Below are 26615 nucleotides of genomic sequence, written 5' to 3' on the forward strand. Positions count from 1 at the left end.
ACTATTCATGGAGGATTTATTTTGTTCAACCCATCACAACTCGCGCTACCAATTTCTATTTCACTTGCTGCACTTGTCGGTTGTAGTTCGTCAACCAACACCATCGATGTCGCGACATGTTTATCGCCAGCTTCATTGCCAGAAGAACAAAGCTCAATTTCTGGTCTTACTTTACTCGGTAGCTTTGTGTCAGACAGCCCATTCGACAGCTCTGCTGCGGAAATCGTTCATTACGATGTATGTCGTGACCAATTGTTCGTTGTAAACGCACAAAACCAAAGTATCGATGTACTTAGCCTCGATAAAGATAATAGACCTGCGCATAAAGCCACACTTAACCTAGATAAAGCTAAGCAAAATGCGCAGATAGAGATAGGTGCTGCTAACAGCGTAGCTACATACAATGGTCTCGTGGCCGTTGCTATAGAAAATAAGAATAAACAGCTTGATGGTATTGTCGCAATTTACCAATCAGACAATCTCAGCCTACTCGCTACTTATCCGACTGGCGCACTGCCTGATATGGTGTCTTTCTCGCCAGATGGTCGCTACATCGCTACAGCAAATGAAGGTGAACCAAACAGTGACTACTCAAACGATCCGGAAGGATCCGTCACCCTTATCGACTTAGCTCCTGGCGTCAAACAAGCAAAAGTGTCTCAAATCAGCTTTAAAGAATTTAACGTTGGTAATACGCGAAACAACGAACTTTCAGAGCAAGTGAGAATTTCGGCACCTAATGCAACCGTCGCCCAAGACCTTGAGCCCGAATACCTTGCCTTCGACGAAAATGGCAAGCTATTTGTCGCCCTGCAAGAAAACAATGCATTGGCTAAAATTGATATCGCCAGTCAGCGCGTCGATGCCATCTTGCCACTAGGCTATAAGCGCTGGGGTAACGCTCAGCTTGACGCCTCAAACAAAGATAACCTAATCGGAAACTTTACCAGCTACGATATGTTGGTAGGCTTATACATGCCAGATTCAATTGATACTTACCAAGTCGATGGCGAGACATTCATCGTATCTGCAAACGAAGGCGATGGTCGCGAATACGGCTTTAAGACGACTCAAGCACAATGCGATAAGAGAGGATTTGATTGGGATGAAGATGACTATTCAGCAACGGACAAATACGACTCCAAGCAAGGCTTCTGCATTGCATACAGTGATGAGTTGAGAGGTAAGAAACTCGATGTGCCACGCGCACACCCTCTACACGACGCTTTAGAAGACAAGAAGAAGCTAGGACGACTAAAAGTCATCGCCCCAAATGAAGACTTACAGTCAAACTCAAGCATTGAATCTTTCGGTTCGCGCTCTTTTTCCATTTGGAATGCTAACGGTGAACAAGTCTTTGACAGCGGAGACCAGTTTGCTCAAATCGTATACGGGCAGCATCCCCTTTATCTCAACAGCAGTAACGACAGTAACCAGAGCGCAGATGACCGAAGCGACGATAAAGGAGTCGAGCCTGAAGCAATTGAAGTCGCGACCATCAATGGACGTCAGTACGCCTTTATTGGCTTAGAGCGACAAGGCGGAGTGATGATCTACGATATCTCCAACCCAACCGATGCTATGTTCCTACACTACAGCAATAATCGCGACTTTACTCAGCCTGTATGTACTCAAATCGAGGACGGAGAATGTGCGAATGGCCGTTACAATCCAAAAGCTGGAGATCTCGGCCCGGAGTCCATCCACTACTTTACTCGCAACGGTCAGCATCTACTTGCGGTAGGTAATGAGGTCAGTGGGACAACAACACTTTATCGAATAGATTTGTAATTCTAATGCCCAGCAATCAAGAGTGTCATTGGAACACTTTTGATTGCTATCTTCCTCCTAAGCACCTGTAATACCTATAAAACATGCTATTCCTTTGGTCCAATTCTGCTTGTGTAATCACCAATTGTTAAATTTATAAAAATTCTTATAGCACATATTTATAAATCTGATATATTGCCCAACTCACCTTAATGATAATTATTATCATTAGCATTATTTCACAATGGAGTAACAGGCAATGGCGTTTACCAGTCAAGCACATATGGCGAGAATCGATCACATGTATCAAGAACACCATAGCTGGCTTTCGGTATTTATTAAACGTCGCCTTGGTTGCCCTGATGCAACAGCGGACTTAGTTCAAGATACTTATCTCAGATTACTCACTAAAGGTAAGTTACCAGAGTACAAAGATTCACGTAGATACCTAACCCACATCGCAAAAGGGCTAGTGATTGATTTGTACCGCCGACGCCGCGTCGAAGCAGCCTATTTAGAGTTAATCGAACAGGATCCAATTCAAGTGACAGGGTCACCAGAGGAGCACACCCTCATCGTCGAGGCGCTGGTTGAAATTGATACCCTACTGCAAAAATTACCCGTTAAAGCACGCCAAGCACTTTTGATGAGACAGTTGGAAGGTAAGAGCTACAAAGAGATTGCTGCGGAGCTTGGCGTATCAGTATCATCCGTTGAGAAATACGTCGCTAAGGCACTTCAAGGCTGTATGCTCGCTGTGTTGGAGGAGAATTAGTCCATGGATCCTCTCTCTCGCGATGCGATCGAACAGGCGTCAATTTGGATGGCGCGGCTATGGGCTGATGATGTAACTCAGCAAGATCGAGACGCTTTTCATTGCTGGAAAGGGGCAAATCCTGAAAACGCCCAAGCGTGGGAAAAGCTTGAGATGATTCAGCAAAAGTTTGCCAGAGTTCCACAAAGTAATATTAGCCGGCGTGTATTGTCCCCCAATCAGCAAGGTATTCGCCGTAGGCAACTACTGATGCTAGGAGGCGTTACCTTTGCTTCACTTGGCCTTGGTTTATCGAGTTATCGCCCAACTCCAGATGGCCAAAGCTACGCTACGTCTGTTGGTCAAATGAAGGCATTAACACTGACTGACGGGACGGAAATCACGATGAATACTAACTCAAAAGTATTCATTAACTTTAAACATGAACAGCGTGAACTTTACTTAGCTCAAGGTGAGATCCTTATCTCCAACTCCCAACACAGAACACCGCTTAATGTGACGACATCGCAAGGTCGTGTTAGGCCTATCGGCACACGTTTTTCCGTTCGTGAATTGGAATCTTCAACCCAAGTCTGCGTTTATGAAGGTGAAGTTGAACTCCAACCTTTACTTGGCTTGGGATCTCCACACCTTTTCGCTGGTCAATATACTCACTTTGACCGCAGATCTGTCGCCAATATCAAGGACAATACTAGCCAAGACGCACTGTGGTTAGAGCAAAAGATCGAAGCGCAAGGCACACCGCTCACTTTATTTATTAAAGAGTTATCAAGGTACCGTAAAGGCGTACTCAATATTGACCCTGAGTTAAAAGATCTGCGTTTAACCGGGGTCTTTTCTACGCAAGATGTCGACCGTACGCTATATAACATCAGTCAAATATTGCCAATCGAATTGCATTACCGAACCCCATTATGGGTCACTGTCAAAGCGAAAACTTAAATCCTTTTACGGACTTCACCTTCTCGTTCGGTGTAGTAGTCAGTGAGAATTGATACCGAAAAGGAAAAAACGGTGAAGTATAATCATCGACGTCAGTGGCTAACTCTACTTATCAAAGCCAACTTAGGGATATCTGCAGCATTGCTTCCCTACTCTGCCCATGCAACAGGCAGCCAACAATACAGCATCCCACCAGGTACACTCGATAGTGTCCTTAATCAATTCGCTCTAGAATCTGGGGTTGAGTATTATCTCGACTCCTCACTTTCTTCTGAACTCTATAGCCAAGGCTTACAAGGAGAATACAAACCTACTCAGGCGTTTAGTCAACTTTTGAATAACACAGGCTTGGTCGCCGAAAAACAAGCTGATGGGGTCTACTTTTTGTCGCCCATTGGCGATGGCTTAACATTAGATGCCATTCAGGTAACCACCAGCTTTGAAAATGGTTACTTACGCGATGTTAATGGTACCCAAGACGTTTACGATCAAGACACTGCAACTGCTTATATCGGTAAACAGGATATAGAGCGATTCAAAGGAACCAACGCCGCAGACCTGTTCACCGGTGTTGCAAATGTACACAGTGGTGAGTCACGCAATGGCGGCGGCAGTATCGACCCGAACATCCGCGGCGTTCAAGGGTTTGGCAGAGTCCCCGTTGTGATTGATGGTACAGAGCAAGGAATTACGGTTTACAACGGTTATCGTGGCGCATCGAACAGAAATTATATCGATCCAAACTTAATCGGGAGCATGAAAGTCTATAAAGGTGCTCAGCTTAGCTCCGACATTAACACATCAATTGGTGGCGCAGTTCAAGTCACCACCTTGCAGCCACAAGATATCGTGGAAGAAGGCGAATCCTTTGGCATCGAACTTGTCGCAGAAAGTAGCAGTAATTCAGTTGAGCCAAACAAAGCACGTCTGCACACAGGAAAGCGTTGGCAGGATGTTCCGATCTACTCGGCAATTGGCGGCGTTCCTCTTTATGATGACCCAGAAGTACGCTTTCATACACGGGATGATAAGAGCGATAATCCCTTTGGCGGAGAAGATATCGCCTACCGCCTAGCTCTTGCCGGTATAAAACCGAGATTTGAATGGGTAGCCGCCTACGCCTATCGAGATCGAGGTAACTATTACTCGGGTACTCGCAAGTCAGATTTCTACAATCAAGCTTATGAAGATGGCAACGGCAATCTCGTCGATGGTCGAAACCCTATGCTAGAGCCAGAACATATGGCAAGAGTCCACTATCCTGGCCACGAGGTACCAAATACATCGTCTGAAATGGAATCCATTTTGTTCAAGAGTACTTTCAGTTTTGATGACTACAACAAGCTTCAGTTCAGCGCGCGTTACACGGATAGTACTCACGGTGAAATACTCGCTAGTCGCTCAGACTATCGTAATAGTGACGGCTTAGCCCAGTGGCCCTTGGGGACAAACAGAATCCAAGCTTATAGCCTTAAATTTCGTACTAATCCAACCAATCCGTATCTAGATCTAAGCACTAACCTTTGGCTGACTAAGTCGGAAGGAAAAAGCAATACGGGTTATGGATTTCCAAACTTTACCTGGTCTGGTAGCGAGACTCCTGATGTCATAATTAACACTGCAACCATTGAGCGTGAAGAGCAGCGCTATGGATTCGACTTTAATAATAAAATGCTATTGAGTGAATCGATCGACCTATCGCTTTCGGGCAGTTTTCAACGCCATGAACTTACGCCGAAAAAAGACCTCGACTACATGATTGATTACTATGGTGGCGCTGTGCGAACTGGTCAGCGAGACGAGTATAATGGGGCAGCGAAAATTGAGTGGCGCGCGACTGATTCTTTGATCTTCGATGCAGGTATCCGTTTCATCTCCTATACCGCTGAAGATTACTATATCGAAAACCGTCTTGATGCAGGCGACTTTGCAAGCCTAAAAGAAGTCAGAACAGCAGGCTATGAAATTAGCTACCAGACGCGCGAAAACTACGCACCAGAAGAAATAGCGCAGAATATCGCTAACGCAGAACATGACGTCCGCGTGAGTTTTACGCCAAACAACCTCAATAAAGAAATCCTTCGCCTACAAAATTTGATTGCCCAGTTCCCTGAGCAAGCCGCACAACATCAAATAGAACTTGCTGAAAGACAAAATGAGCTTTCCAACTTTGATCAAGTTCTTGCTGACAAGATAACCCAAGCAACCACTGAGGCGAGCAACAACACGAGCTTTATTCTCGATCACACTTCTCAATGGTTAGCCGATCAAAACAACGAACTTTCTGTCGCAGAAAATGCCTGTTACAACGCAATGAAACAAGAAAACTATATCGAAGGCAGTTGTAAAGCCAATAGCTACCTAGACGATGACGCTTACAATACAGACTACAAAACTAGCGGAAACGGCTGGATGCCTTCATTAACAGCGACCTGGATGATTGATGACGACCGCCGTGTCTACGCGCGGTATACAGAAACTTTACGCTTTCCTAGCCTATTTGAGAGTACAAGTGGCTTTAGTGGCGTTCCCACAGCCAGTGCTCCTTTAGAAGCCGAGCGCGCAAAACTGTTCGAGACGGCATACATTCACTACTTTGAAAACGCCAGTACCAGAGTGACCTACTTTGACCAAACCATAGATAACGTGATGGATCGCCAGCGAGATGCTGTCGCCTTTACCAACTTAGATAGTCAACGCACGAGCGGTATTGAGTTAAACGGGCGCTTTGATAACAGTGACTACTTTGCAGACGGCTCCTTTGCTTATAACTTCCGAAACGAGGTATGCGACAGCCACTCAGGCGCTGTTGGTTACGTGCAGGACATTCGAGCGGGCGATACACCTTCTTATCAGCGCTGTTCTCGCGGGGGATTTAGTAAGTCAAGCTACCTCGCGGCACACGCTGCTCCTGAGTATTCGGCAAGCATGTTAATTGGAGCTCGCTTTTTTGAACGAGATCTAGAAACGGGCATTCGAACCAACTACGTATCAGGCAGCCATAAAGACGAAGTCATTAAACGTACAGATGTGACCACTTACGATGCGTACGTCAAATATGCTTTTACCCCTTCGATAACAGGTGAGCTAATCGGAAGAAACCTAAGCGACGTATACTATCTTGAAGCGGGCTCGGTCTCTGGTATGCCTGCACCTGGCCGTACAATTACCATCAAACTTAACGGTCGATTCTAAATAAAAACGTCTCATTTGAGGCGTTTTTTATTCTTCATATTACGGAAATGCCTGTCTCGCTCGGTAAAAGAGTTGAAACCCAAGAAGCCCACTCTACTGAATCGTCAAAACCTACACAGTAGACTCAGAATAACTAGGAACAACTCAATGAAGTCAACATTTAAATGGACCTTACTCGCGCTCTCTATCCCGGCACTAATTGCATGTGGTGGAGGTGGTGGTAGCTCTGACTCATCTGATAAAACACCATCGGTCAAGACCAGCAGCAATGCAATCATCGCAGCTCGTAGCAACGCTAAAGTTGGGGACCGCGTCCGCCTAGATGGTTCGCACAGTAAAGGCCATGCTGGCACAATGTTGAGTTATGCTTGGTCGATAACAACTAAACCAGATGGAAGCGCAGCAGAGCTTAATAATGTAACGTCGGTCGCTCCCTACTTTACACCAGACGTGACGGGTAACTATACCATCGAGCTCACCACAACAGCTGGAGAACTCAACCAGAGCACTTCTTACAACATTCATGTCAGTGACGAAGCTAACAATGTACCACCCGTAGTTATGGTAGACGTACCTAATAAAATGGCGTTAGGTCAAAGCATCACTCTTGATTCCAATGCTTATGATGCCGATGGCGATATTCTAACTTACCAATGGGCACTCACCTCGATGCCTGACAATGCGACATTAAAGCTGACTGGTGGCGCAAATTCTAGTGCCGAGTTTCAAACCGACACATCAGGCGAATATACGTTGCGCTTAACGGTAAATGACGGCTACGAAACGATTGAAAAAGACATCACATTTGAATACACAGCGGATAATGTCTCTCCCGTAGCAAATGCTGGTGGCTCTCAAAGCTTTGAACTTGGCGCGCAAGCTCAATTAGACGGCTCAGGCAGCTTCGATGGCAACAATGACGCGCTAACCTACAACTGGGAGTTTATCTCTAAGCCTGAAAATAGTAATGCTCAGCTTAGTAGCACCAACCAAGCTCAACCAAACTTTACCCCAGATATCATTGGTGATTATGTCGTGGCATTAACGGTTTCTGATGGTGAATTTAGCAGCAACCTTGATTACGTAAGAATAACTGCAACAGATGTAGGCTCGAGCGATCTGTTATTTGTGATGGGCGACCAAGAGCCCCAAAGCATAGGCTTCATTGTTCATCAGCTTACCGTGGATAAAACTGTCGAAGGAGATGCACCAGAATACATTCTACTCGGCGAATTTACTGTCGAAGCAAAAGGCAAAGACTTCCCGATAGAAGACTTCTACGTAGTAGATACTAAAGGCGTAACTGAAGGCAAAGTCACAGGACTTGAAAAAGGAGAAACCGTCTACGCTGGAGATAAAGTCCGCGCCAAAATGTGGGCTAAGCCGACAGCGGGCCAAGAGTCAAAGATGTCATACTCAATCACGTTCAATTTGAATGAAATGCGTTACGTAAGTATTGGTTATGTCTTCACTTCCAATTAAAGCTTACTCGTTGAAAAGCGCGGATATCCGCGCTTTTTTTTGTTTTCTGTTACGGGTTTAACCAACTCATTCGGTGTAGGAGGAAAGTAAATTTCTCTCCTCACTATCGGTTGGAGTGACATTGGTAATGGATTCTAATATGAACAAAACAACTCAGGTGGCTTACTTACTCTCGGCAGGGCTATTTATAGCTGGTTGCAATGGCAGCTCCGGAAGCGCAGACAAATCGACCACGAACCTAGCAGCCAATCAAGCCCCCATCGCGATTGCAGGCATTAATCAGCAAGTAAAACAAGGAGACCGAGTTCAACTCGATGGCACTTCCAGTGTCGATTACGATAAAGACCTTATTACCTACCAGTGGCGATTCGTGTCTACCCCACACCAGAGCTCGACAGCGCTCGATGATAATAAAGCGGTTAGCCCAAGCTTTGTCGCAGACGAAATCGGAACTTACTTGTTGGAGCTTACCGTCAATGATGGAAAAACTACCAGCCGACCAAATCAAGTTAAGATTGTTGCAGTCACCAGAGAAGACAACTCTCCACCTACAATCAATCTAACACCCGGCCATAGCGAAAATTTAGCCAACTCCCACATGCTCAATTCATGGGCTAAAGACGCTGACGGCGACCAGCTCTATTTCAAATGGGAAATCATCAACCAACCAGAAGGGAGCCTACCCACCATCGATAACCCCAACGATAGTCTGCCAAGAATTTCTACTGATACGATCGGCGATTATGAGGTAAAAGTGACTGTAACCGATGGGTACGAGAGCGTCAGTGGCACGACAACAGTCTCGTTCTACTATCAGAACTTACCTCCGATTGCTCAAGTTGGCCCTGCAATGCTCGCAATCGAAGGAATGACTATACCGTTAGATGCAAGCTTAAGTCGTGACCCGAACTCGGATCCAATCACTTATAAATGGAGTTTTACGGTTAAACCCGATGGCTCAAATGCCGTTATCGATGATCCTTCAGCCCCTGTCACCAGCTACGTCGCAGATGTGAGTGGTGAGTTTGCTGTAACCGTTGAGGTCAGTGACGGCGAATTTAGCGATTTTCCCTACCGAGCCACTTACGTCAGAGTAGCCCCACTTGATGGGCCGCACGCTAAAGTATTTGTTGATCAAACCAATATGCCGCTTCTGTTGCCATTTAAACAGAACCAGACGATTGATAAGTCCGAAGATAGTGGCGCTCTTCCTGAATATTATGAGTTGGGTAGTTACACATTTGAAGCTGTCGGTAGAGATATTACTATTACTGCCACTTCCATTGGTGACGACAATAATATCGTACTACCCGTGATAAAAACCGACTTCGCTACGATTCGCCAAAACGATGTCTATGTTATTGCCGCAGGTACCAAAGAAACACTGCGGCTACTCGCCCCTCCTACTAGTGGTGAGCAAGCCCGCCCTTCGTTTGCTCTTGCTTGGAGCTTAAGTGGTCCCAACGATTTCACAATGATTGAACGTGTCACCTCAAATTACCACTTTATCAGCCGGTAGCATTGAAATCCTTTCAAAACGCTCAACTCAGTTGAGCGTTTTTTTATTTTTGTTACGGGTTTTCAACCCACCTTCGGTATACCTAATGAAACCAAGCGAGCTGTCTGTCGCGCGCACCGGATCGCTTGCTAGGTTTCTTTTATTTAGTTAAATACCAAATCAAAAGGAATAAAAAATGAAACCGATTCAACTTTCATGGATTGCCGCAGCGTTTCTAGGCCTTAGCTCAGTTGCACACGCGGGCTTTGACGGTGCAATTAGCGACGACTCTTTACGCACAGTTGGTGAATCACAAATTTGGGTACCGTTTTTCCATTCAAAAGGAAAAGCAGGTATTGGCTCAGCAGCAGACAAAACTGTCGACTTTGAAGGCCTAGCAGGTAATGTCTTTAGTAGCGATTACCGAAATGAGGGCGTACATACATCTGGCAGTAAACATTTTGGCTCTTCACACTACAACTTTGTCCAAGTAGCTAACCAAGATATTTGGTTTGGAGAATGGTACCAAGGCAAACAAGACCAAGACTTCAACAACCGCACTGTTTACTACATCGGTAACGATGCGGGTACCACTGTTCCGACCAGCGGCACTGCTTCATACAACATTACAGGCATCAACAAGTTTAGTGGTTCGAACAAACTTACAGGTACGATCAACGCTGATTTTGGTGCGCAAACATTGACTGGCAATATGTCTAATGCAGCGCTAACCGTTAAAGTAAACAGCAACATTGATGCGGCAACTGCTTCATTTGCTGGTACTGCAGAAGCGACTCAAGCTGGAGTCACAACCCAGGGTGCTTCACAAGGCCATTTCTTCGGTGCTAATGCAGCATCACTAGCGGGCATCGCAACGTTTACTGAAAACAGCGACCTAGATACAGCCTTCGGTGGCGAAAAGAAATAACTTTTGAGTCCTTGTTAAGAAGCAGCGTCGGCTGCTTCTTTTTTCTTGTTTGGAACCTTTGATGAGCCGCCAATACATAGCTTCGTTAATTATTGTATGCTTCGCACCATTCTCGCCAACGCTTCACGCTAATACTCAGGATACACGTTTAAGAATCGAACAACAGGATGCCTTAACCGCGCAGCAGAAAGAAAACAAAATATTAGAAGAAGAGCGCGAAAGAGAGCAACTCAGCACTCAATCAATCACGCCTATCAACATCGATCTCACTAACCCAAATCAAGTCGCTCAAGCGCTCTACCTATCGGTAAAGAATCATCAATGGACCAACGTAGAACAGCTGCTTATTCTGTATCGGCAGTTCAAACAAGCTGACCCTTTACTATTGCACTATGCTCAGGGAGGCCTTTACCGTGTACAAGGAGAGTTGCTTAAATCTGAACAAGAATACCTAGCCTTACTCGCCAGCCATAACGACTTTCTGCCTGCAAAACTCGAACTCGCGCGAGTCTTATTCGAGAACAACAAAAATAATCAAGCGCAAAAACTGTTCGATGAAATCGCTCTCTCATTACCACAAGACAATCCCAGATCTGAAGGTGTGCGTAAAACCATTGATGCCTTCTCTTTGGCATTGCAATCTAGAGATGACTGGACAGGCTCATTTAGCTTAGGCCCTTCTTTTAACGATAACCTAAACAGCTCATCTGAAAGCTATACCTGCCTTTTACGTGACAACATTGGTCAATGCATTATAGACAGAGTGACCCCCGATAAAGAAAGTGCTTATGGGCATGATTATGAGGCGAGTCTAAATAAACGTTATTCTTTGTCCGGACACCATGGTGTGTTAGTGCAAGGGCAAACCTACGGCAGCCAATACCGCCACAACGAAGACTATAACGAGAACACTTCTCGCATTTCTATCGGGTACAGCTTTCACAGCCAAGCTCACCGAGTCTCATTGTCACCTCAATTTGAATACAATGGATTTGCTGGAAAAACACTCTACCTAGGTTCAGCGATTAAATTAGATTGGTTGGCTACAATAAATCGTCGCAGTGCAATTAAGTTTGAAACGAAAGCAGAATATCAAGACTATTTACCCAACCAGCTCAGATATCAAACCGACTGGCAATTCTCGTCCCTGGCCACTTACTGGTACCAAACGTCAAACGAATGGTTACTTTTCGGTGGTGTCGACTGGACGGACAAACGTAATAAGCAAAGTGTGCATGCCTATCACGTATTCGGCACTCGCCTAGGCGTTAACAAAAAACTAAATCCATGGATTGATATTAGTGTTTTCGCTTCATTTAGAGATCGGCGCTATCAAGCATTTAGTGCTCTGTTGGATGAGAAGCGCCACGACCAAGAGCAAAACTACACCCTGATCCTGTCATCGCCTGCTGTCAGTTTATACGGCATCAGTCCCTCTCTGAGTTGGACTCATAAGCGAGTAGAAAGCAACGTAGATTGGCTCTATACCTATCAGCAAAATGAAGTCACGTTTAAGCTAGCAAAAAGATTTTAACTTTTATCTTCTAACCATTACGGTTTTGTCATTCTCATTCGGTGTAGTGACTATAACAAGGCAGCAAATGGACATTTGCTGCCAAATATCACCAATGAGCAACGACAATGAATACGCTTTTTTTTCGTCTAACGTCGGTATTTTGTATACTGACAACGTCTTATCAGGCTAACGCCCACAGTACCTCGGCTTCTAATAACCACTCGATAATTGAGCAGCAGATCGCTCCTCCATCAAATCCTCTAATCACCCATGACCTTTCCCCATTGGGCATGTATCACGCAGCAGACTGGGTAGTTAAAGCAGTGATGCTCTCGTTGCTGTTTGCCTCCGTTGTTAGTTGGGCAGTATTTATAACCAAGCAAGTTCAATTGGTTCTGGCTAATAAACGAACAGAAAAACTGCTGGCTAACTTAGTGGTGAGTGAAAGCCTTTCCGACGCTGAAGCTATATTGTCAAACACCAAGGGCAATGAAGTTTCGCTAATCACAGCTGCGCAGCACGAACTCTATATGTCTTCACGAGGTCACGCGACCGATGATGGCATAAAAGAACGTGTACAGTTGCGGTTAGAAAGAGTACAGGCTGAACTGGGTAGAAAGATGACCTCCTTAACAGGGATCTTGGCAACGATTGGATCTATAAGTCCATTTGTTGGTTTGTTCGGTACAGTGTGGGGAATCATGAATTCATTCATAGGCATAGCGAAAGCTAAGAGTACTACATTGGTTGTTGTTGCTCCGGGTATCGCAGAGGCACTTTTAGCGACAGCGATTGGCTTAGTTGCTGCCATACCAGCCGTTATGATGTACAACTATTTCACTCGATTTATTGCTAAATACAAAGGACTTGTATCTGATGTATCTGCAGCCACTATGGTTTTAGTGAGCCGAGACCTAGACAGAAATAAAGTGCACTCATCAACACCTGAACTTAAGCAGGTGGGGTAAATAATGGCATTTAATATTTCCTCTGATAATGATGAAATGGTAGAGAACCATGACATCAACGTCACACCACTTGTTGACGTTATGCTGGTGCTATTGATCATCGTGATGGTCGCAGCACCTCTGGCAACAGTGAATGTTCCGGTAGATCTCCCGTCATCCTCGGCAGAACAAAGCCCACCACCAGACAAGCCTTTTTATATCACTGTCGGTAAAGACCTAAGTATTACTCTAGGTGAAGAACAGGCTACCACAATTGAAAGCTTAAAATCCCACCTCGATAGTATGCTGGATAGTAGAGAGCAACGTATTTTTCTTCGAGCTGATAAAGAACTGAACTATCAAGACTTAATGACCATTATGAACGCGCTCGTCGCATCTGGTTATAGCCAAATTGCTCTAGTGGGCGTCGAAGCCGTTGCGGAGTCGACGTAATGAGTCTACTCGCTGATCCTAGGTTGCCGCTGCAACGTGACACTTCTCGTTGGTTGTTGATGGCCATTTTGGTAAGTTTTGCTTTTCATCTACTTGCTATTGTCGCGTACATGTGGACGCCCGAATATGACTTTACTCCGCCTCCACAAGCAGCCCCTATAACAGTATCAATCGTTGCTCCTTTAGCAGCAAAGAAGTCCCTATTTGAAGGCAAAATTGCAATAGAAGACCAACAGCAGTTAATTCAACAACCACAGCAGCCACCGATTGAATCGGTCGTTGAAGATTTTGAACCTACGGTACCTGTTGTCGAATCCCCAAGACCAACCCCCGTATCGTTACCGCCCAAACGAGAGAATCCACCCCAAAAAAAGCAGCCAAAGAAAAGCATCAAAAAAGAAATCAAACCCGAACTCAGCCTGCCCCGTAAGAATGTGAAACCAGCGAGTGAGCAACACGCTATAAACCAAAAAGCACAAGCAACGACAAAACTCCAAACAAACGTCATTGCAAATCAACTAAGTGCGCCGCGCACCGGACAGTTATCTGAGCAAGGCAAGGCTGCAAATATAAGTTGGAAGCAGGCTTTACATGCTCATTTAGAGCGAGAAAAGCGTTACCCAAGAAAAGCCAAGCGGCTTAGGAAGCAAGGTATGCCTGTCATTCGATTCACAATGGACCGAGCAGGCAATGTAATCAACGTAATATTAGTAAAAAGTTCAGGGACAAAATCTCTCGATAAAGAAGCGATTGATCTGGTCTATCGAGCGCAACCATTAATACTTCCGCCTGATTCAATTAGTGGGGATAAAATAAAAATAACACTGCCAATTAACTTCTCCTTCTAATATGAAATAAGTTTAACAAAAAATTAAAAGGCGCGAACTATAGTCGCGCCTTAATATTTATAGCTTTGGCATTGGTTCTATTTCAACGGTAAAGTTCTTTATTCCATTCTCTTCAAGCTCTTCGTCCGTCATTGAATAATTAGTCGAACGCTTGCTTCTTGTAGATAGAGGAATTGTCTCACCATAACGAACATTCGAACCAAATGAAGACTCAGCAAAAAACTGCCCTGTAATATCCGTTTCAATCGGTCTTAACAGTTGTCCTAAAACGCTACGGACGTTATTTTCACCATATTCTCGAATCATCCATGGCCAATCCCACTCATTACTAGTTGCCGGGATATTGCGGTGTTCATATTGATAGCGTAGGTCTTTTGCCTTTCCTCCCGCTCTTCCGATCACCCACTCTGCAGTGTAGGTTGGTCTATCCTCCGGATGGTAACTCAATGCATTGCCAGACCAACGCATAAATCCGTTCATCGCAACCTTATAACTCAACTCAGCCCCAAAGGAGTATGGGTAGCTGATTGATGAACGAAAGACTTCCATAAATACTTCTTGCTTGGTGTTCGGCGCAACATTCACCACGATAGTATTCGAAATGCCTTTAGTTTCACCTTCCCCATCTGTTGACGCCCAGCTTTGGTTTGCGCCCACTTCAATTGATAGTTCAGTCTCGCCGACTAGTGGCCATTGGAATTTGTTTTTGGTTGTCACTTTCTGGCTTAAACCGTAGGTATCAGTTTTGGACCAGTTGGTTGTTTTCTCATATTTAAACGTCACTCGATACTGCTGTTCAAGATCAGATTCATTAGTAACCACTTCAGAACGTCTACCAATAAGTTCCCTATCAGACTGAGTGATTTGGCCGGCTTTAAATGTCTCAGGGTCTATGTGATATTCAAAGTCAGACACTGTCATTTTTAGTCTGTCTTTACAGCGATATCCATCACACGACCCACTATCATTAGCATTAACACGATATGTACCTTCGCCATCAGTGGAAATCAGCATATCATCGCCGACATATTGACCGCCTGTACCGCCAGACCAACCAAAGCCTAAGTAATGCGCAAGTAGTGATAACGGTTTATAGAACTCGCTTTTATTGACCAAGTACCACTCTGTGTAAGCTTCATCGTTCTCGTCCAATTTTAGAGGAGCGTAATTGGGGATGCTGTGGTCCGGAGGCGTCAAGTACGTACACCAGGTTGACCCTGCCAATCTATCTTGTTTTATCTTACCGTTATATCCGGAGCCCATAATGACATAGCCATCAGATAAGTTTGTGATCTGCCACTGACCCATTCGGCTCACTAAGTCGGACTTAATTAGCCCTGCTTCCTCTACAGTGATTGGTTTGAATCCATTGTTACAGTATTGGCCTTGCAGTTTCACATCAAGAATATCAATTGCAGCATGAGATTGGGCACTAAATAATGCGCCTAGAATAGAAAATGTAAGTGTTGAGATCTTTGCTGTTCTTATTTTGTTCACTTTTTTGTCCTTTATATTATGGTACAGTCTACGAATAAATATTCACGACAACCCCATTTTTATATCAACATGAAAATAACAAAAACCGTCAAATAACATAAAGTGAATTAACATCACGGTGCAACAAGATAATATTATTATCACTTGTATCCAAGCCTTAAACTTTGATATTTTAAAAATACCAACATAATACATTAGCGAAAATTAATTTAAACAAACCTTATTTTTAATATTCTAATTTAGATTGTTTTAAATCATTATTTTTCTATAACGCGCTTTTGCTTTTAATAATTTGATCTTCATTCAATAATTAAAACATTCATAATAATTATCCTTTGACCACCAATCATTCGCCATGAGATACATGGCGCTAGGGTTATAACTCTAAAACCATACGATAGAGATGATTATATGAAACATTCACTATATTTAACTGCAGCTTTGCTCTCCTCCCCGTTATTGGCAGATGATACGCCTACTACCCCCGAAGCAGTTACCGATGCTTACGCTTCTCAAGTGCAAGACGATAAAACTTACACATATGTTCGCTGTTGGTACCGACCATCGCAGAACCATGATGACCCGTCCACAACTTGGGAGTGGGCCGAAAATAGCGATGGTTCCTATTTCACCATTGACGGTTATTGGTGGTCTTCGGTTTCATTTAAAAACATGTTCTTTACTTCTACCCCGCAACAAGAAATCAAGCAACGTTGTGAAGATACATTAGGCGTTACTCACTCCACTGCTGATATTCTGTACAACGCAGCAGACAATCGTTTTTCATATAATCATTCAATTTGGACCAACGATAAACTGGATGGGAAGACATCTATCAATCGTGTCGTTGCTTTCGGTGACAGTCTTTCTGATACAGGGAACTTATATAACGGCTCACAGTGGGTATTTCCGAACAGAAACTCTTGGTTCCTAGGGCACTTTAGTAACGGGTTTGTTTGGACCGAATACTTGGCGAATGACAAGAATCTCCCCCTATATAACTGGGCGGTAGGGGGCGCGGCAGGTACCAACCAATATGTGGCATTAACCGGTATTTACGATCAGGTTACATCCTATTTAACCTATATGAAAATCGCCCAAAACTACGATCCCGCGCAAACCTTGTTTACGTTAGAGTTCGGCCTCAATGACTTCATGAACTACAATCGCGAAGTTTCGGATGTAAAAGCAGATTTGAGTAGTGCGCTAATTCGGCTGAAAGATGCCGGCGCTAAGCATTTGATCATGTTAACTCTTCCTGACGCAACTAAAGCTCCTCAGTTTAAGTATTCTACTGAAGAAGAAATCAACTTAGTTCGCGCGAAAATATTCGAGTTCAACCAGTTCATCGTTGAGCAAGCAGAATTGTACCAACAGCAAGGCATGAACATCGCATTGTATGACGCTCATAAGCTGTTTGAATCTATGACAAGCAATCCAAAGCAACACGGATTTGAAAATGCCTCAGATGCTTGTCTCAATATCAATCGTAGTTCGGCAGCCGACTACCTGTATAGCCACAGTTTCACCAACGACTGCGCATACCATGGTTCAGATAAGTATGTATTTTGGGGCGTGACACACCCAACCACTGCTGCACATAAATACATCGCTGATAACATTATTGCTCAGCAATTCCATCAGTTTCCTTTCTAACTAGGTAGAAATATAAAAAGGCAGGTAAATCACCTGCCTTTTCTTTTTTAATGCCACCCTAAGCAGTAGCACGCTTAGCTTTGTGGTTAGAGAAACCAAACATCCCAATCACCGCAATAACGAAAGGTAACACATATAGGTTCATCGCTTCCCAGCCAACGGTTGATTCAAGCCAGCCAGATAGAAGCGCAGTAATTGTCACGCAACTAAAAACAAAGAACTCGTTAAATGCCTGAGCTTTAGACTTGTTGTTAGGTAAGTAAGATTGGCTAAATAGGCTTGTAGCAGCGATAAACATAAAGTTCCAACCGACGCCGAGTAAAACTAATGCGGTTGTGAAATGCCAAATGGACTGACCGTGGATATTGATCGCAATACAGAGGACAAACAAAACACCACCCGCAAGAATCATTCTTCGGGGCCCATAACGCTCAATCAAACGACCAGTGAAAAACGCTGGAACAAACATCCCCAACACATGCCATTCGATGACACCTGCTGCTTTATTGAAGTCAAACCCACATCCAATCATAGCTAATGGTGTAGCAGTCATAAGTATGTTCATTACTGCGTAAGCTACCATTGCGGCAAAAACAGCCAACATAAAATTTGGAGCTGCTACAATATGACGTAACGGGTCTGACTTAACCGCGCCATTTAACTGGCTCTGTTTTGGAAACTGAATGGTTTGCAATAAGCATAAGGCCAGAATATTAAGCCCAATTAACGCCATAAATGCGCCAACATAAAGCCCATCTTGGGACCATTGTTGTGAATACACCGCAAGATTCGGCCCTAGCACAGCAGCCAACACTCCACCTGCCATAGAAATTGAAATCGCTCTATGACGCGCACTCTCATCACATACTTCAATCGCTGCAAAGCGGTAAAGTGTTCCAAAACCGATGCCAATTCCAAGCAGAAACGTCCCGACACAAAATAGAGTAAACTGCTGTATGGAAAGTGCGTACGTCGCAATACTCGCTCCAGTAATGCCTATAACATTACCTAGGCTAAAACCAACTCGCCTACCCAACTTACCCATAATCAAAGAAGCTGGTATTGTTGCCGACATTAGACCTAAAAACTGCAGTGCGACTGGCAAAGTAATCATACTAGAGTCTGGTGCCAGGGCTTTACCAACAAGTCCAATTACAGAAATAAGCAAAATGTTCCCTGTCATTAGAAGAGCTTGGCAAACGGAAAGCAACCATACATTACGATTCATTTAACGCCTCTTTAACCGCTGCGTTTACGTGGAGAGAGACAGTGTCGAATAACGCTATGTCTGTATCTTTTTGATCAATAAGCAATCCAATTTCGGTACACCCCAAGATAACTCCCTGAGCTCCATTCATCGCTAGCTCCTCGATAATGGTTTGGTAATCGTGCTTCGAGCGACGATTAATCTCTCCCATACAGAGTTCATTGTAAATCACATCATGGACAAGCTTTCTTTGAACCCCATTCGGCACTATGACTTCAATACCAAACTTATCCGTCAGACGCTGCTTGTAAAAACTTTGTTCCATCGTAAATGAGGTCCCAAGTAGTCCGACTTTTGTTATCCCTTGCCGCTTGAGCTCGTGGCCAGTAGCATCTGCGATATGTAATAGAGGAATAGAAATTGATTCTTCGACTTGAGAGGCGACTTTGTGCATGGTGTTCGTCGCGATTACGACGAAATCTGCTCCGGATTTTTCTAATGACTGAGCGATACCACAAAGGATAGCCGCCATTTCGTTCCAAGCACCTTCTCGCTGCATTCGCTCGATGTCAGCAAAGTTAACACTGTTGATGATTACTTGCGCTGAATTGTGTCCCCCAAGTGCCGACTTTACGCCATGATTGAGTCCTTGATAATAGCTAACCGTAGATTCCCAACTCATGCCACCTATGACGCCAACTGTTTTCATCGTCTCTTCTCCCTTTTTGATTACAATAATTAACCAAATTCACAATCACATTACAAACAAAATAATATCAAAGTGTTTCATATATAAAATGAGGACAGATGGACAGAAATAAAAAATCCCCCAACTCACGTTAGGGGATTTCGAAGTGGTGACATTATCACTCTTTAATAGGTAATACTTGTTTAACGTACTTACCCGGTGCTTGGTCTATAACTGGAAAATCGTCGTTGCCTATAGGAAATGGCTCTACTTGTTCATCAGGGTTAAAACCCATTAACCATTGATGCCAGTGGGTCCACCATGAACCCTCGTTGTGTTTAGCATTGCCAAACCACTCATCCGCACTATCATCTAAGTTATCATTGGTCCAGTAGCCATACTTCCCTTTTGCAGGATGATTGACGATTCCCGCGATGTGCCCTGACTCTCCAAGAACAAACGTTTTATTACCACCAACGTTTAGCGCTCCTCGATAGGTACCTTGCCACAAAGCAATATGATCTTCCTTCGTGGAAACAAAGTAACTTGGCACTTTGATCTTGTTCAGGTCAATCCAAACTCCGCCAATTTTAACCCCCTTGTCCTGAACGAGTTTGTTTTCCAAATAGAGCTCTCGAAGCAGGAAGCTGTGGCTTGCTGCCGAAACATTCGTACTGTCACTGTTCCAATAAAGCAAATCAAAATCGACAGGGCTGTTACCTTTTAGATAGTTGTCTACGTAGTAGTTCCAGTACAAACTATTTTCGCGCAGTAAGCTGAAGGTTACACTCAAGGATCGACCATCCATATAGCCCTTCGCATCATTTTGCAAAGTTATGGCATCAATGATGGTGTCATTTATGTATGCGCCAACCTCTCCAGGTTGAGAGAAATCAAGCAGGGTTGTGAAGAAGGTAGCGCTCTTAATGCGTTTCTTCATTCGTTTAGCGGCATAATAAGCCACCGTGCTGGCAAGCACAGTACCACCAATACAATAACCAGCGGCATTAATTTGCTCTTGACCTGTGATTGACTCAATAGCTGATACCGCTTTTGCGACGCCTTCAGTTACATAATCACCAAACTCGACATCACGTTGTTCAGCACCAGGATTTCGCCACGAAATCATAAAGACAGAATGCCCTTGCTCTAACAGCCAACGTACCATTGAGTTCTTTTCTCTAAGATCAAGAATGTAGTACTTATTGATAAATGGTGGAACAATGAGCAATGGAACCGCATTAACCGTCTCGGTTAAAGGCTTATATTGAATAAGTTCGAACAGTTCGTTTTGATAAACAACATCGCCAGCAGTATTGGCAACATCATCACCAAGCCTGAATGCGTTATTGTTAGTCATACGAATTTTTAGGATATCCGCACTGGACTCTAAGTCGGCTTTGAGTTGATCTAAGCCAGTAAGCAAATTTTCGCCATTTTGCTCTAACGTTAGCTTAAGCAACTCTGGGTTTGTCGCGATAAAGTTACTTGGCGAAAGTGCATTGATTGCTTGTCTGGAGAAAAAGCTAATACGTTCTTTCGCTTTTTCGTCTAAGCCTTCAATACTATCGATGGTTTGCAAATACGTTTTACTAAACAGCAGATATGACTGCTTGATGAAATTATAAAACACATCTTGTTGCCACTCTTCATTCGAAAAGCGCTTGTCACCTCGTTCAGGCTCGATAACATCATTCGAGTTACCTGCTAAAGCGACGTTTTGCCAAATCTGAAGCTGCTGCTGCCACCAGTCTGCCTGAATTTGTAACAATGCCGCGGGCTGATTCGCTGCGCTTTCAAACAGCTTAGCGGTATCTTCAAGATTGACTTCCTGCATGGCTTTGTTGAGGGGAGAGTTAACGGCTGCCCTGCTCTGTTCTAGATCTTCCCACCATTTTTGATTGGTTTCTTGGAGCTTAACAAGGTAGTCCGAAAAGAAGTTTTGATACATAGTATTACTCCTAGGATCGGAAAAAAGCCGCCTAAAAAGGCGGCAATAATAAACAGCGTTATGCAGGAGTCACTGTCTTAAGGTTTTCCGTTGTAAGTTGCTCTACATCTTCTTTAAACTCTTTAGCAATTGATTGTAGCTTGTTGCTATCATCAATCATCTGCTGCGATAGCTTCGTAAGAGTACTAAGCTGTTGACCATTGAAAGCCGTTAGCGAAGTCACATCTTTGATCTCACTTGCCGCCTTCATTTGAGTTAGGCCCATTTCACTGTAAGTTCGAATAGCGTTAAGTTGTAGCTCTGTAAGAACTTCGACATTCTTAGTCACTAGTTTGTTGAACTTAACGTAAGGTTCTAGGCCTTTTTCAGTTTGATCTGTGAAAGTTTTAAAAAAATCTGTATACATGAGTATTACTCCTGAGTTAATTCCATTTAAATAGCGAATTCAGTTCACTCAACGTAAGTTAAGCGATTGATTTAATTACAACAGCAGTGCCCATTCCACCACCGACACAAAGTGAAGCCACACCATACTGGCCTTTACTTCGGTTCAGTTCGTGAATCAGCGAAACTAAAATTCGGTTGCCGGATGCTCCGAGCGGATGACCAAGTGCTATGGCCCCGCCGTTTACATTGGCTTTATCCATAATTGATGAGATAGATACATTTTGCTCTTGAGCTAATTGATGAATGACGCCAAGAGCCTGTGCAGCAAACGCTTCATTCAACTCGTAAAGATCAATATCTTTGGTTGATAAATCGGCTTTGAGCAACGCATTCGATACCGCTTCTACAGGACCTAACCCCATGATCTTAGGATCCAAGCCTGACTGAGCATAGCTAATCAATTCAGCGATAGGCTCTAGATTGAACTCTTTTACAGCAGACTCGCTTGCAAGAATAACGGCGCTTGCCCCATCATTAATGCCAGATGCATTTCCTGCCGTTACCGATCCTTCCTTATCGAATGCCGGACGTAATCGTTCTAAGCCACTGAGTGTAGCGTCTGCCTTAGGGTATTCATCAGTATCAAAAACGATTGTTTCACGACGTTTCTTCACATCAACCGCTACAATTTCGTCTTGAAACTTGCCCGCCTCAATCGCCGCGACCGCTTTCATTTGGCTTGCCAGTGCGTATTCGTCTTGCTGCTCTCGGCTGAGACCTACTTCACGGGCAATGTTTTCCGCTGTCACCCCCATGTGGTACTGATTAAACACGTCGGTCAACCCATCATTAATCAGTAGGTCAGTAAGGCTCATGTTACCCATTTTATGTCCATCTCGAATGCTTCCCGAGACTGTAAATGGAATTTGAGACATAACTTCAACACCCGCAGCAACGACAACTGAGGCGTCACCCGCTTTAATATGGCTCGCCGCATCCATCACGGTTTTCATGCCGCTGCCACAAACCATGTTCAGAGTGTATGCAGGTACTGTTTCTGGTATGCCAGCGTAAATTGAGGCTTGTCGACCAACGCTCATGCCCTGTCCAGCACCAATTACATTACCTACAATCACTTCATCTACAACTTCAGGCTTCACATTTCCTTCGGTCATCGCTGCTTTGATTGCAATAGAAGCTAAGTTACCAGCACTGATGTCTTTCAATGTGCCGCCAAAAGCACCAATAGGCGTACGCTTAGCCGCAACAATGTATACTTTTTCCATCATCTTTCCCTTAATGCATGTATAAGCCGCCGTTAACAGACAAAGTTTCACCGGTGATATATGCACCTGCGTCACTCACCAAGAAAGAGACCGATTTTGCAATCTCTTCAGGTTGTGCCAAACGCTGCATTGGGATTTGGGCTTTAATTGAATCCAGCACTTCTGGCTTCATCTGCTCAACCATTGGTGTACCGGTGTAGCCAGGGGCAATTACGTTAACCGTAACTCCACTACGAGCACCTTCAGCAGCCAAGGCTTTAGAGAAACCAATCATTCCGGCTTTAGCTGCTGAATAGTTAGTTTGGCCAAACTGACCTTTCAAGCCGTTAACAGACGAGATATTGATCACTCTTCCGCCACCTTTTTCACACATCGCAGAGAAGACTGGCTGTGTCACATTGAACAAACTATTCAGGTTCGTTTCGATGACCTCTTTCCACGCTTCTGCCGTCATTTTCTTGAAGACACCGTCTCGAGTGATGCCCGCATTGTTTACAACGACGTCAATCGTACCTTCTTCTTGAAGAAGGAGCGCTAATCGTTCTGCGCACTGCTGAGTATCCGTAACATCGAGTTCAAATAGCCTAACTTGGTCTTCTGTGAAACCTTTTTCATCAAACCATTCTTTAGCGCACTGATATTTACCCGTAAAGTAAGTAGCAATAACACGGTAACCATCTTCAACTAATTGAGAGGAAATAGCAGAACCAATTCCGCCTTTTGACCCAGTGATCAAAGCGATCTTTTTCATTAAGAGACTCCATTCTTAACAGCAATTTTAACAGTAAAACCTGTAATCGTTTGATGCCAAGAAATAGCATCAACCAACGTTGTTAGTAATAATATCTGAGAGACTTCCCGCTCCCGTTCTATTAATTAAAATTAAACCTAAAATATTACAGTTCAAATAATTTCTTAACTTAAGTGCATAAAGTTGAACAAAGTCTCATAAGGAATGAAATGTTATATAGATGTTAAGCAAATCTAACTCATTGTTTTAATTGTATATTTTTTATAACACTATTCTATCAGTAGCGTATAACGTTATGTTTTTAAAATATTTTTCTCAAAAGTGAGCTTTTTCATTGTTCTCTTTTGTAGGTTGTCACTATGGATTGACTTGTCCAATATCTAGCTTGTTTATCTATTCAATTGTCATTATAGATTTCGACCTTAGTGGAATATTTGCTATCTATCCTTCTATCAAAAAATATAATTACCATGTAACTTATTGAATTAATTAATTTGTAATTAATTGGTATTTATTAGTACCAAAGTCTAATGAATACTACTCTATTTTCTATTTTGTTAATAAATTTAATAGTCCCATTCAGCGTGTTGAGTTTCTATTCGATCGGTAATCAATACGAATAATTATTGATTAAACTAGGTCGCTTTCAGAGGTGATAAGACTACTTCAGGGCCGCTAGAAGCTATTTATTTTACATGTGTATAGTAAGGTTTTCTGATAAAATCGTAGTTAGGCTTGCCTGTTTAATGAAATGTCTTCCCATATCTGGTAGAAATACTGCGTCATAAGTAATTGATAGAAAAAATGGTAGTAAGAAAGCAAGGTCGTCGCAGCGCGCAAGACGCCGAGAACACAAAGCGCGAAATCATGAAAGTTGCTACTGAGCTATTTTGTGAGCTTGGCTATGAGCGTGTTTCTTTACGAAACATAAGTGAAAAAGCCGGCGTATCGCATAGCCTCATTCGTCACCACTTTGGAAGTAAAGAGCAGATCTGGTATGCGATAAGTGATGGTTTACACAAGTATATGGAGAACTACCTCCATGTCATTATTAACAATATGCCCAAGAATGTAGAAGCAAATGTAAAGCTCTACTTATTCTCTGTTCAGCTTCTTGCTCATATGCTTATTGTCAAGCAGCCAATTCAACTCATCGCAGATGCAGTGCGTCAGGAAGATGCGTTATTTGACTACTTTATCGACAATACTGGCGAGATAGAAACGCTAATAAATCGTATTTCTGAGGAGTACAACAGCCAGAATCCCGGCACACCCGTTAAGATATGGGAGCTAAAGTGGCAGATGATCATGTTCGCCCACTCAGCAGCCAGTCTGACGCCTTTTATGAAAGAAACTTGGCGGGATGAGACTAAAGACTATAACCAGTGCCTTCTTAATCATTGGGGAATGTTCAATCATATGATGGCGTGCCGTTTCTCCATTCCAGAAGATCAACAGCTCAAGCCGAGCAGAGTTGAAGATTTGGTTTTTGAAGTATCTTGTTAGATTAGCCAAAGCCCCTGATTAACAGGGGCTTACTTTCAAAATTTTTTCGGAATCAAAACGGTAAACCTTGCGCCACCTAGGTGACTTTGATCAACCGAAATTGTCCAATTTAATAACCTAGACGCATTTTTCGCAATGGCTAATCCAAGGCCAAAACCACCATCATTTGCGTTTCGACTCTTGTCCAATCGCGAAAACGCCATAAAGATTTCTTCGCGTTTTTCTCTTGGAATTCCTTGACCATTGTCTTCTACGTCAATTGACCACCCGGTACTGTACTCATGTAGCGTCACTTCGACCAACCCATTGCCATAACGTTCAGCGTTTTTAATTAGATTATCTAACACTAATTTAGCCAGTGACAGAGGGATGGTTATCTCATCAAATGATATGTCCTCATCAATGTTAAGGCTTGTCTCACAGCTCGCCATCATATCTAACCTGCAACGACAAAATTGCTTCAGAGAAACTGGCTCAACATCAGGCTGATTATTTGAATTTGCCTTATTGTTAAGCTTGGACAGCTGTAAAATATCTGAGGTTAGATCTGAAATGTCTCCAATATAGTCGTCTATGTTATCAAACAGTTGGTCTTTGTTCGTACAGTCTGTCCTACGTGCGAGATCACATGCCATCTGTATTCGGCTTAAAGGAGTGCGGACTTCATGAGGGATTGCGTGTGAGAACACTTGGCTTTGCTTAACACTTCGCTCAATGTCTTCGGCCATTTCGTTAAAACTTTCAGCAATCTCCTTGATAGGTGATATGTGATACGACTCTGCCCGAACATTTAACTCCCCTCGCCCGAACCGTTCCTGAATTTTTATCAAGCGATTAACTCTTTTATTTACCCTGTACAATGGAAGGTAAATCAGCAACCCCAAAGCAATACTCATGGTTAAGAATAGTGAAACCATGAAATGGACCTGACGATCTCGATACCAAGGGATCGCGGCCGCGTAGGGATCATCTATCTCTTTGACTACGATGTGTTTGCTTGAATTTGGAATTGGCAACGCAATGAGGAGAGAGTCATCGCTGTCCATATACACGTTGACACCTTGAGAGCTCTTATACAAAGTGCAATGGATACAAAGTGGCGTCTCCTCGTCCCAATTAGCTAGTAACGATAAGGAGTAATCGTAAAATGTCAGTTCGTTAAAACGGTTAAGACGCTCGTACAATCCATGACGTTCATAACGACTGTTTATATAGTGTTGAGTTTGGTGAATTCCGTCATCAACAAAGCGATCAATATCTGCCTGACGCAAATACCCGGTTCCAAAATGCATGAAAACTGCAAAAGTCACCACCAGACCTATTAAGCTTTCT

At 43.6% G+C, this 26615-nt stretch carries 21 protein-coding genes; 13 read left to right on the forward strand and 8 right to left on the reverse strand.

What is annotated here, in order from left to right; genetic code table 11:
* The first annotated feature begins 21 nt into the window (after positions 1–21).
* From AC4MRV_RS05190 to AC4MRV_RS05240, 11 genes are all read left to right on the forward strand, one after another.
* On the forward strand, positions 22–1791 hold the full coding sequence (locus AC4MRV_RS05190) for a choice-of-anchor I family protein (protein WP_491186361.1): 1770 nt from the start codon (positions 22–24) through the stop codon (positions 1789–1791).
* Between the two features lie 238 nt (positions 1792–2029).
* Positions 2030–2545 (forward strand): sigma-70 family RNA polymerase sigma factor, encoded by a 516-nt coding sequence (locus AC4MRV_RS05195; protein ID WP_491186362.1) that lies wholly within the window; start codon positions 2030–2032, stop codon positions 2543–2545.
* Between the two features lie 3 nt (positions 2546–2548).
* Positions 2549–3487 (forward strand): FecR domain-containing protein, encoded by a 939-nt coding sequence (locus tag AC4MRV_RS05200; RefSeq protein ID WP_491186363.1) that lies wholly within the window; start codon positions 2549–2551, stop codon positions 3485–3487.
* A gap of 72 nt (positions 3488–3559) precedes the next feature.
* Positions 3560–6682 (forward strand): TonB-dependent receptor, encoded by a 3123-nt coding sequence (locus tag AC4MRV_RS05205; protein ID WP_491186364.1) that lies wholly within the window; start codon positions 3560–3562, stop codon positions 6680–6682.
* Positions 6683–6829: 147 nt separating this feature from the next.
* A complete protein-coding gene (locus tag AC4MRV_RS05210; protein ID WP_491186365.1) occupies positions 6830–8164 on the forward strand; it encodes a PKD domain-containing protein in 1335 nt (444 codons plus the stop codon).
* A gap of 139 nt (positions 8165–8303) precedes the next feature.
* The gene (locus AC4MRV_RS05215; RefSeq protein WP_491186366.1) at positions 8304–9683 is read left to right on the forward strand and encodes a PKD domain-containing protein; all 1380 of its coding nucleotides are present in this window, start codon (positions 8304–8306) and stop codon (positions 9681–9683) included.
* Between the two features lie 175 nt (positions 9684–9858).
* Complete coding sequence (locus tag AC4MRV_RS05220) at positions 9859–10590, forward strand: Slam-dependent surface lipoprotein (RefSeq protein WP_491186367.1); 732 nt, start codon at positions 9859–9861, stop codon at positions 10588–10590.
* A 61-nt stretch (positions 10591–10651) separates the two neighbouring features.
* Positions 10652–12124: a surface lipoprotein assembly modifier gene (locus tag AC4MRV_RS05225; RefSeq protein ID WP_491186368.1), complete on the forward strand. Its 1473-nt coding sequence runs from the start codon at positions 10652–10654 to the stop codon at positions 12122–12124.
* Positions 12125–12231: 107 nt separating this feature from the next.
* Positions 12232–13074 carry a tonB-system energizer ExbB gene (exbB, locus tag AC4MRV_RS05230; RefSeq protein WP_491186369.1) on the forward strand — a complete coding sequence of 281 codons (843 nt, stop codon included), beginning with the start codon at positions 12232–12234 and terminating at the stop codon, positions 13072–13074.
* A 3-nt stretch (positions 13075–13077) separates the two neighbouring features.
* Positions 13078–13506: a TonB system transport protein ExbD gene (exbD, locus tag AC4MRV_RS05235; protein ID WP_491186370.1), complete on the forward strand. Its 429-nt coding sequence runs from the start codon at positions 13078–13080 to the stop codon at positions 13504–13506.
* Entirely contained in the window at positions 13506–14354 is an 849-nt protein-coding gene (locus AC4MRV_RS05240) for an energy transducer TonB (protein ID WP_491186371.1), read from the forward strand. The genes exbD and AC4MRV_RS05240 overlap by 1 nt, the downstream gene beginning before the upstream one ends.
* Positions 14355–14411: 57 nt before the next feature.
* On the opposite strand, the gene AC4MRV_RS05245 is transcribed toward AC4MRV_RS05240, so the two are convergent.
* Positions 14412–15851, reverse strand: coding sequence for an aerolysin family beta-barrel pore-forming toxin (locus AC4MRV_RS05245; protein WP_491186372.1), 1440 nt, complete (start codon positions 15849–15851; stop codon positions 14412–14414).
* A gap of 411 nt (positions 15852–16262) precedes the next feature.
* On the opposite strand from AC4MRV_RS05245, the gene AC4MRV_RS05250 reads away from it, so the two are divergent.
* Positions 16263–17507 (forward strand): SGNH/GDSL hydrolase family protein, encoded by a 1245-nt coding sequence (locus AC4MRV_RS05250; RefSeq protein ID WP_491186373.1) that lies wholly within the window; start codon positions 16263–16265, stop codon positions 17505–17507.
* Positions 17508–17565: 58 nt separating this feature from the next.
* On the opposite strand, the gene AC4MRV_RS05255 is transcribed toward AC4MRV_RS05250, so the two are convergent.
* The 6 genes from AC4MRV_RS05255 to AC4MRV_RS05280 form a co-directional block, all read right to left on the reverse strand.
* On the reverse strand, positions 17566–18735 hold the full coding sequence (locus AC4MRV_RS05255) for an MFS transporter (RefSeq protein ID WP_491186374.1): 1170 nt from the start codon (positions 18733–18735) through the stop codon (positions 17566–17568).
* Positions 18725–19423 carry an aspartate/glutamate racemase family protein gene (locus tag AC4MRV_RS05260; RefSeq protein ID WP_491186375.1) on the reverse strand — a complete coding sequence of 233 codons (699 nt, stop codon included), beginning with the start codon at positions 19421–19423 and terminating at the stop codon, positions 18725–18727. Before AC4MRV_RS05260 ends, AC4MRV_RS05255 begins: the two co-directional genes overlap by 11 nt.
* Positions 19424–19580: 157 nt before the next feature.
* Entirely contained in the window at positions 19581–21353 is a 1773-nt protein-coding gene (phaC, locus tag AC4MRV_RS05265) for a class I poly(R)-hydroxyalkanoic acid synthase (RefSeq protein ID WP_491186376.1), read from the reverse strand.
* A gap of 58 nt (positions 21354–21411) precedes the next feature.
* Positions 21412–21759 carry a phasin family protein gene (locus AC4MRV_RS05270; RefSeq protein WP_491186377.1) on the reverse strand — a complete coding sequence of 116 codons (348 nt, stop codon included), beginning with the start codon at positions 21757–21759 and terminating at the stop codon, positions 21412–21414.
* A gap of 58 nt (positions 21760–21817) precedes the next feature.
* Positions 21818–23026 carry an acetyl-CoA C-acetyltransferase gene (locus AC4MRV_RS05275; protein WP_491186378.1) on the reverse strand — a complete coding sequence of 403 codons (1209 nt, stop codon included), beginning with the start codon at positions 23024–23026 and terminating at the stop codon, positions 21818–21820.
* 10 nt (positions 23027–23036) lie between these two features.
* Positions 23037–23777, reverse strand: a complete 741-nt coding sequence (locus tag AC4MRV_RS05280; RefSeq protein WP_491186379.1) for an SDR family oxidoreductase — start codon at positions 23775–23777, stop codon at positions 23037–23039.
* Positions 23778–24581: 804 nt separating this feature from the next.
* Between AC4MRV_RS05280 and AC4MRV_RS05285 the strand changes: the two genes are divergently transcribed.
* Positions 24582–25283, forward strand: coding sequence for a TetR/AcrR family transcriptional regulator (locus AC4MRV_RS05285; protein WP_491186380.1), 702 nt, complete (start codon positions 24582–24584; stop codon positions 25281–25283).
* Positions 25284–25318: 35 nt separating this feature from the next.
* Here the strand turns inward: AC4MRV_RS05285 and AC4MRV_RS05290 are convergent, their stop codons facing one another.
* Positions 25319–26575, reverse strand: coding sequence for a sensor histidine kinase (locus AC4MRV_RS05290; RefSeq protein WP_491186381.1), 1257 nt, complete (start codon positions 26573–26575; stop codon positions 25319–25321).
* Between the last annotated feature and the right edge of the window lie 40 nt (positions 26576–26615).

Source organism: Vibrio sp. (genome assembly GCF_984391705.1).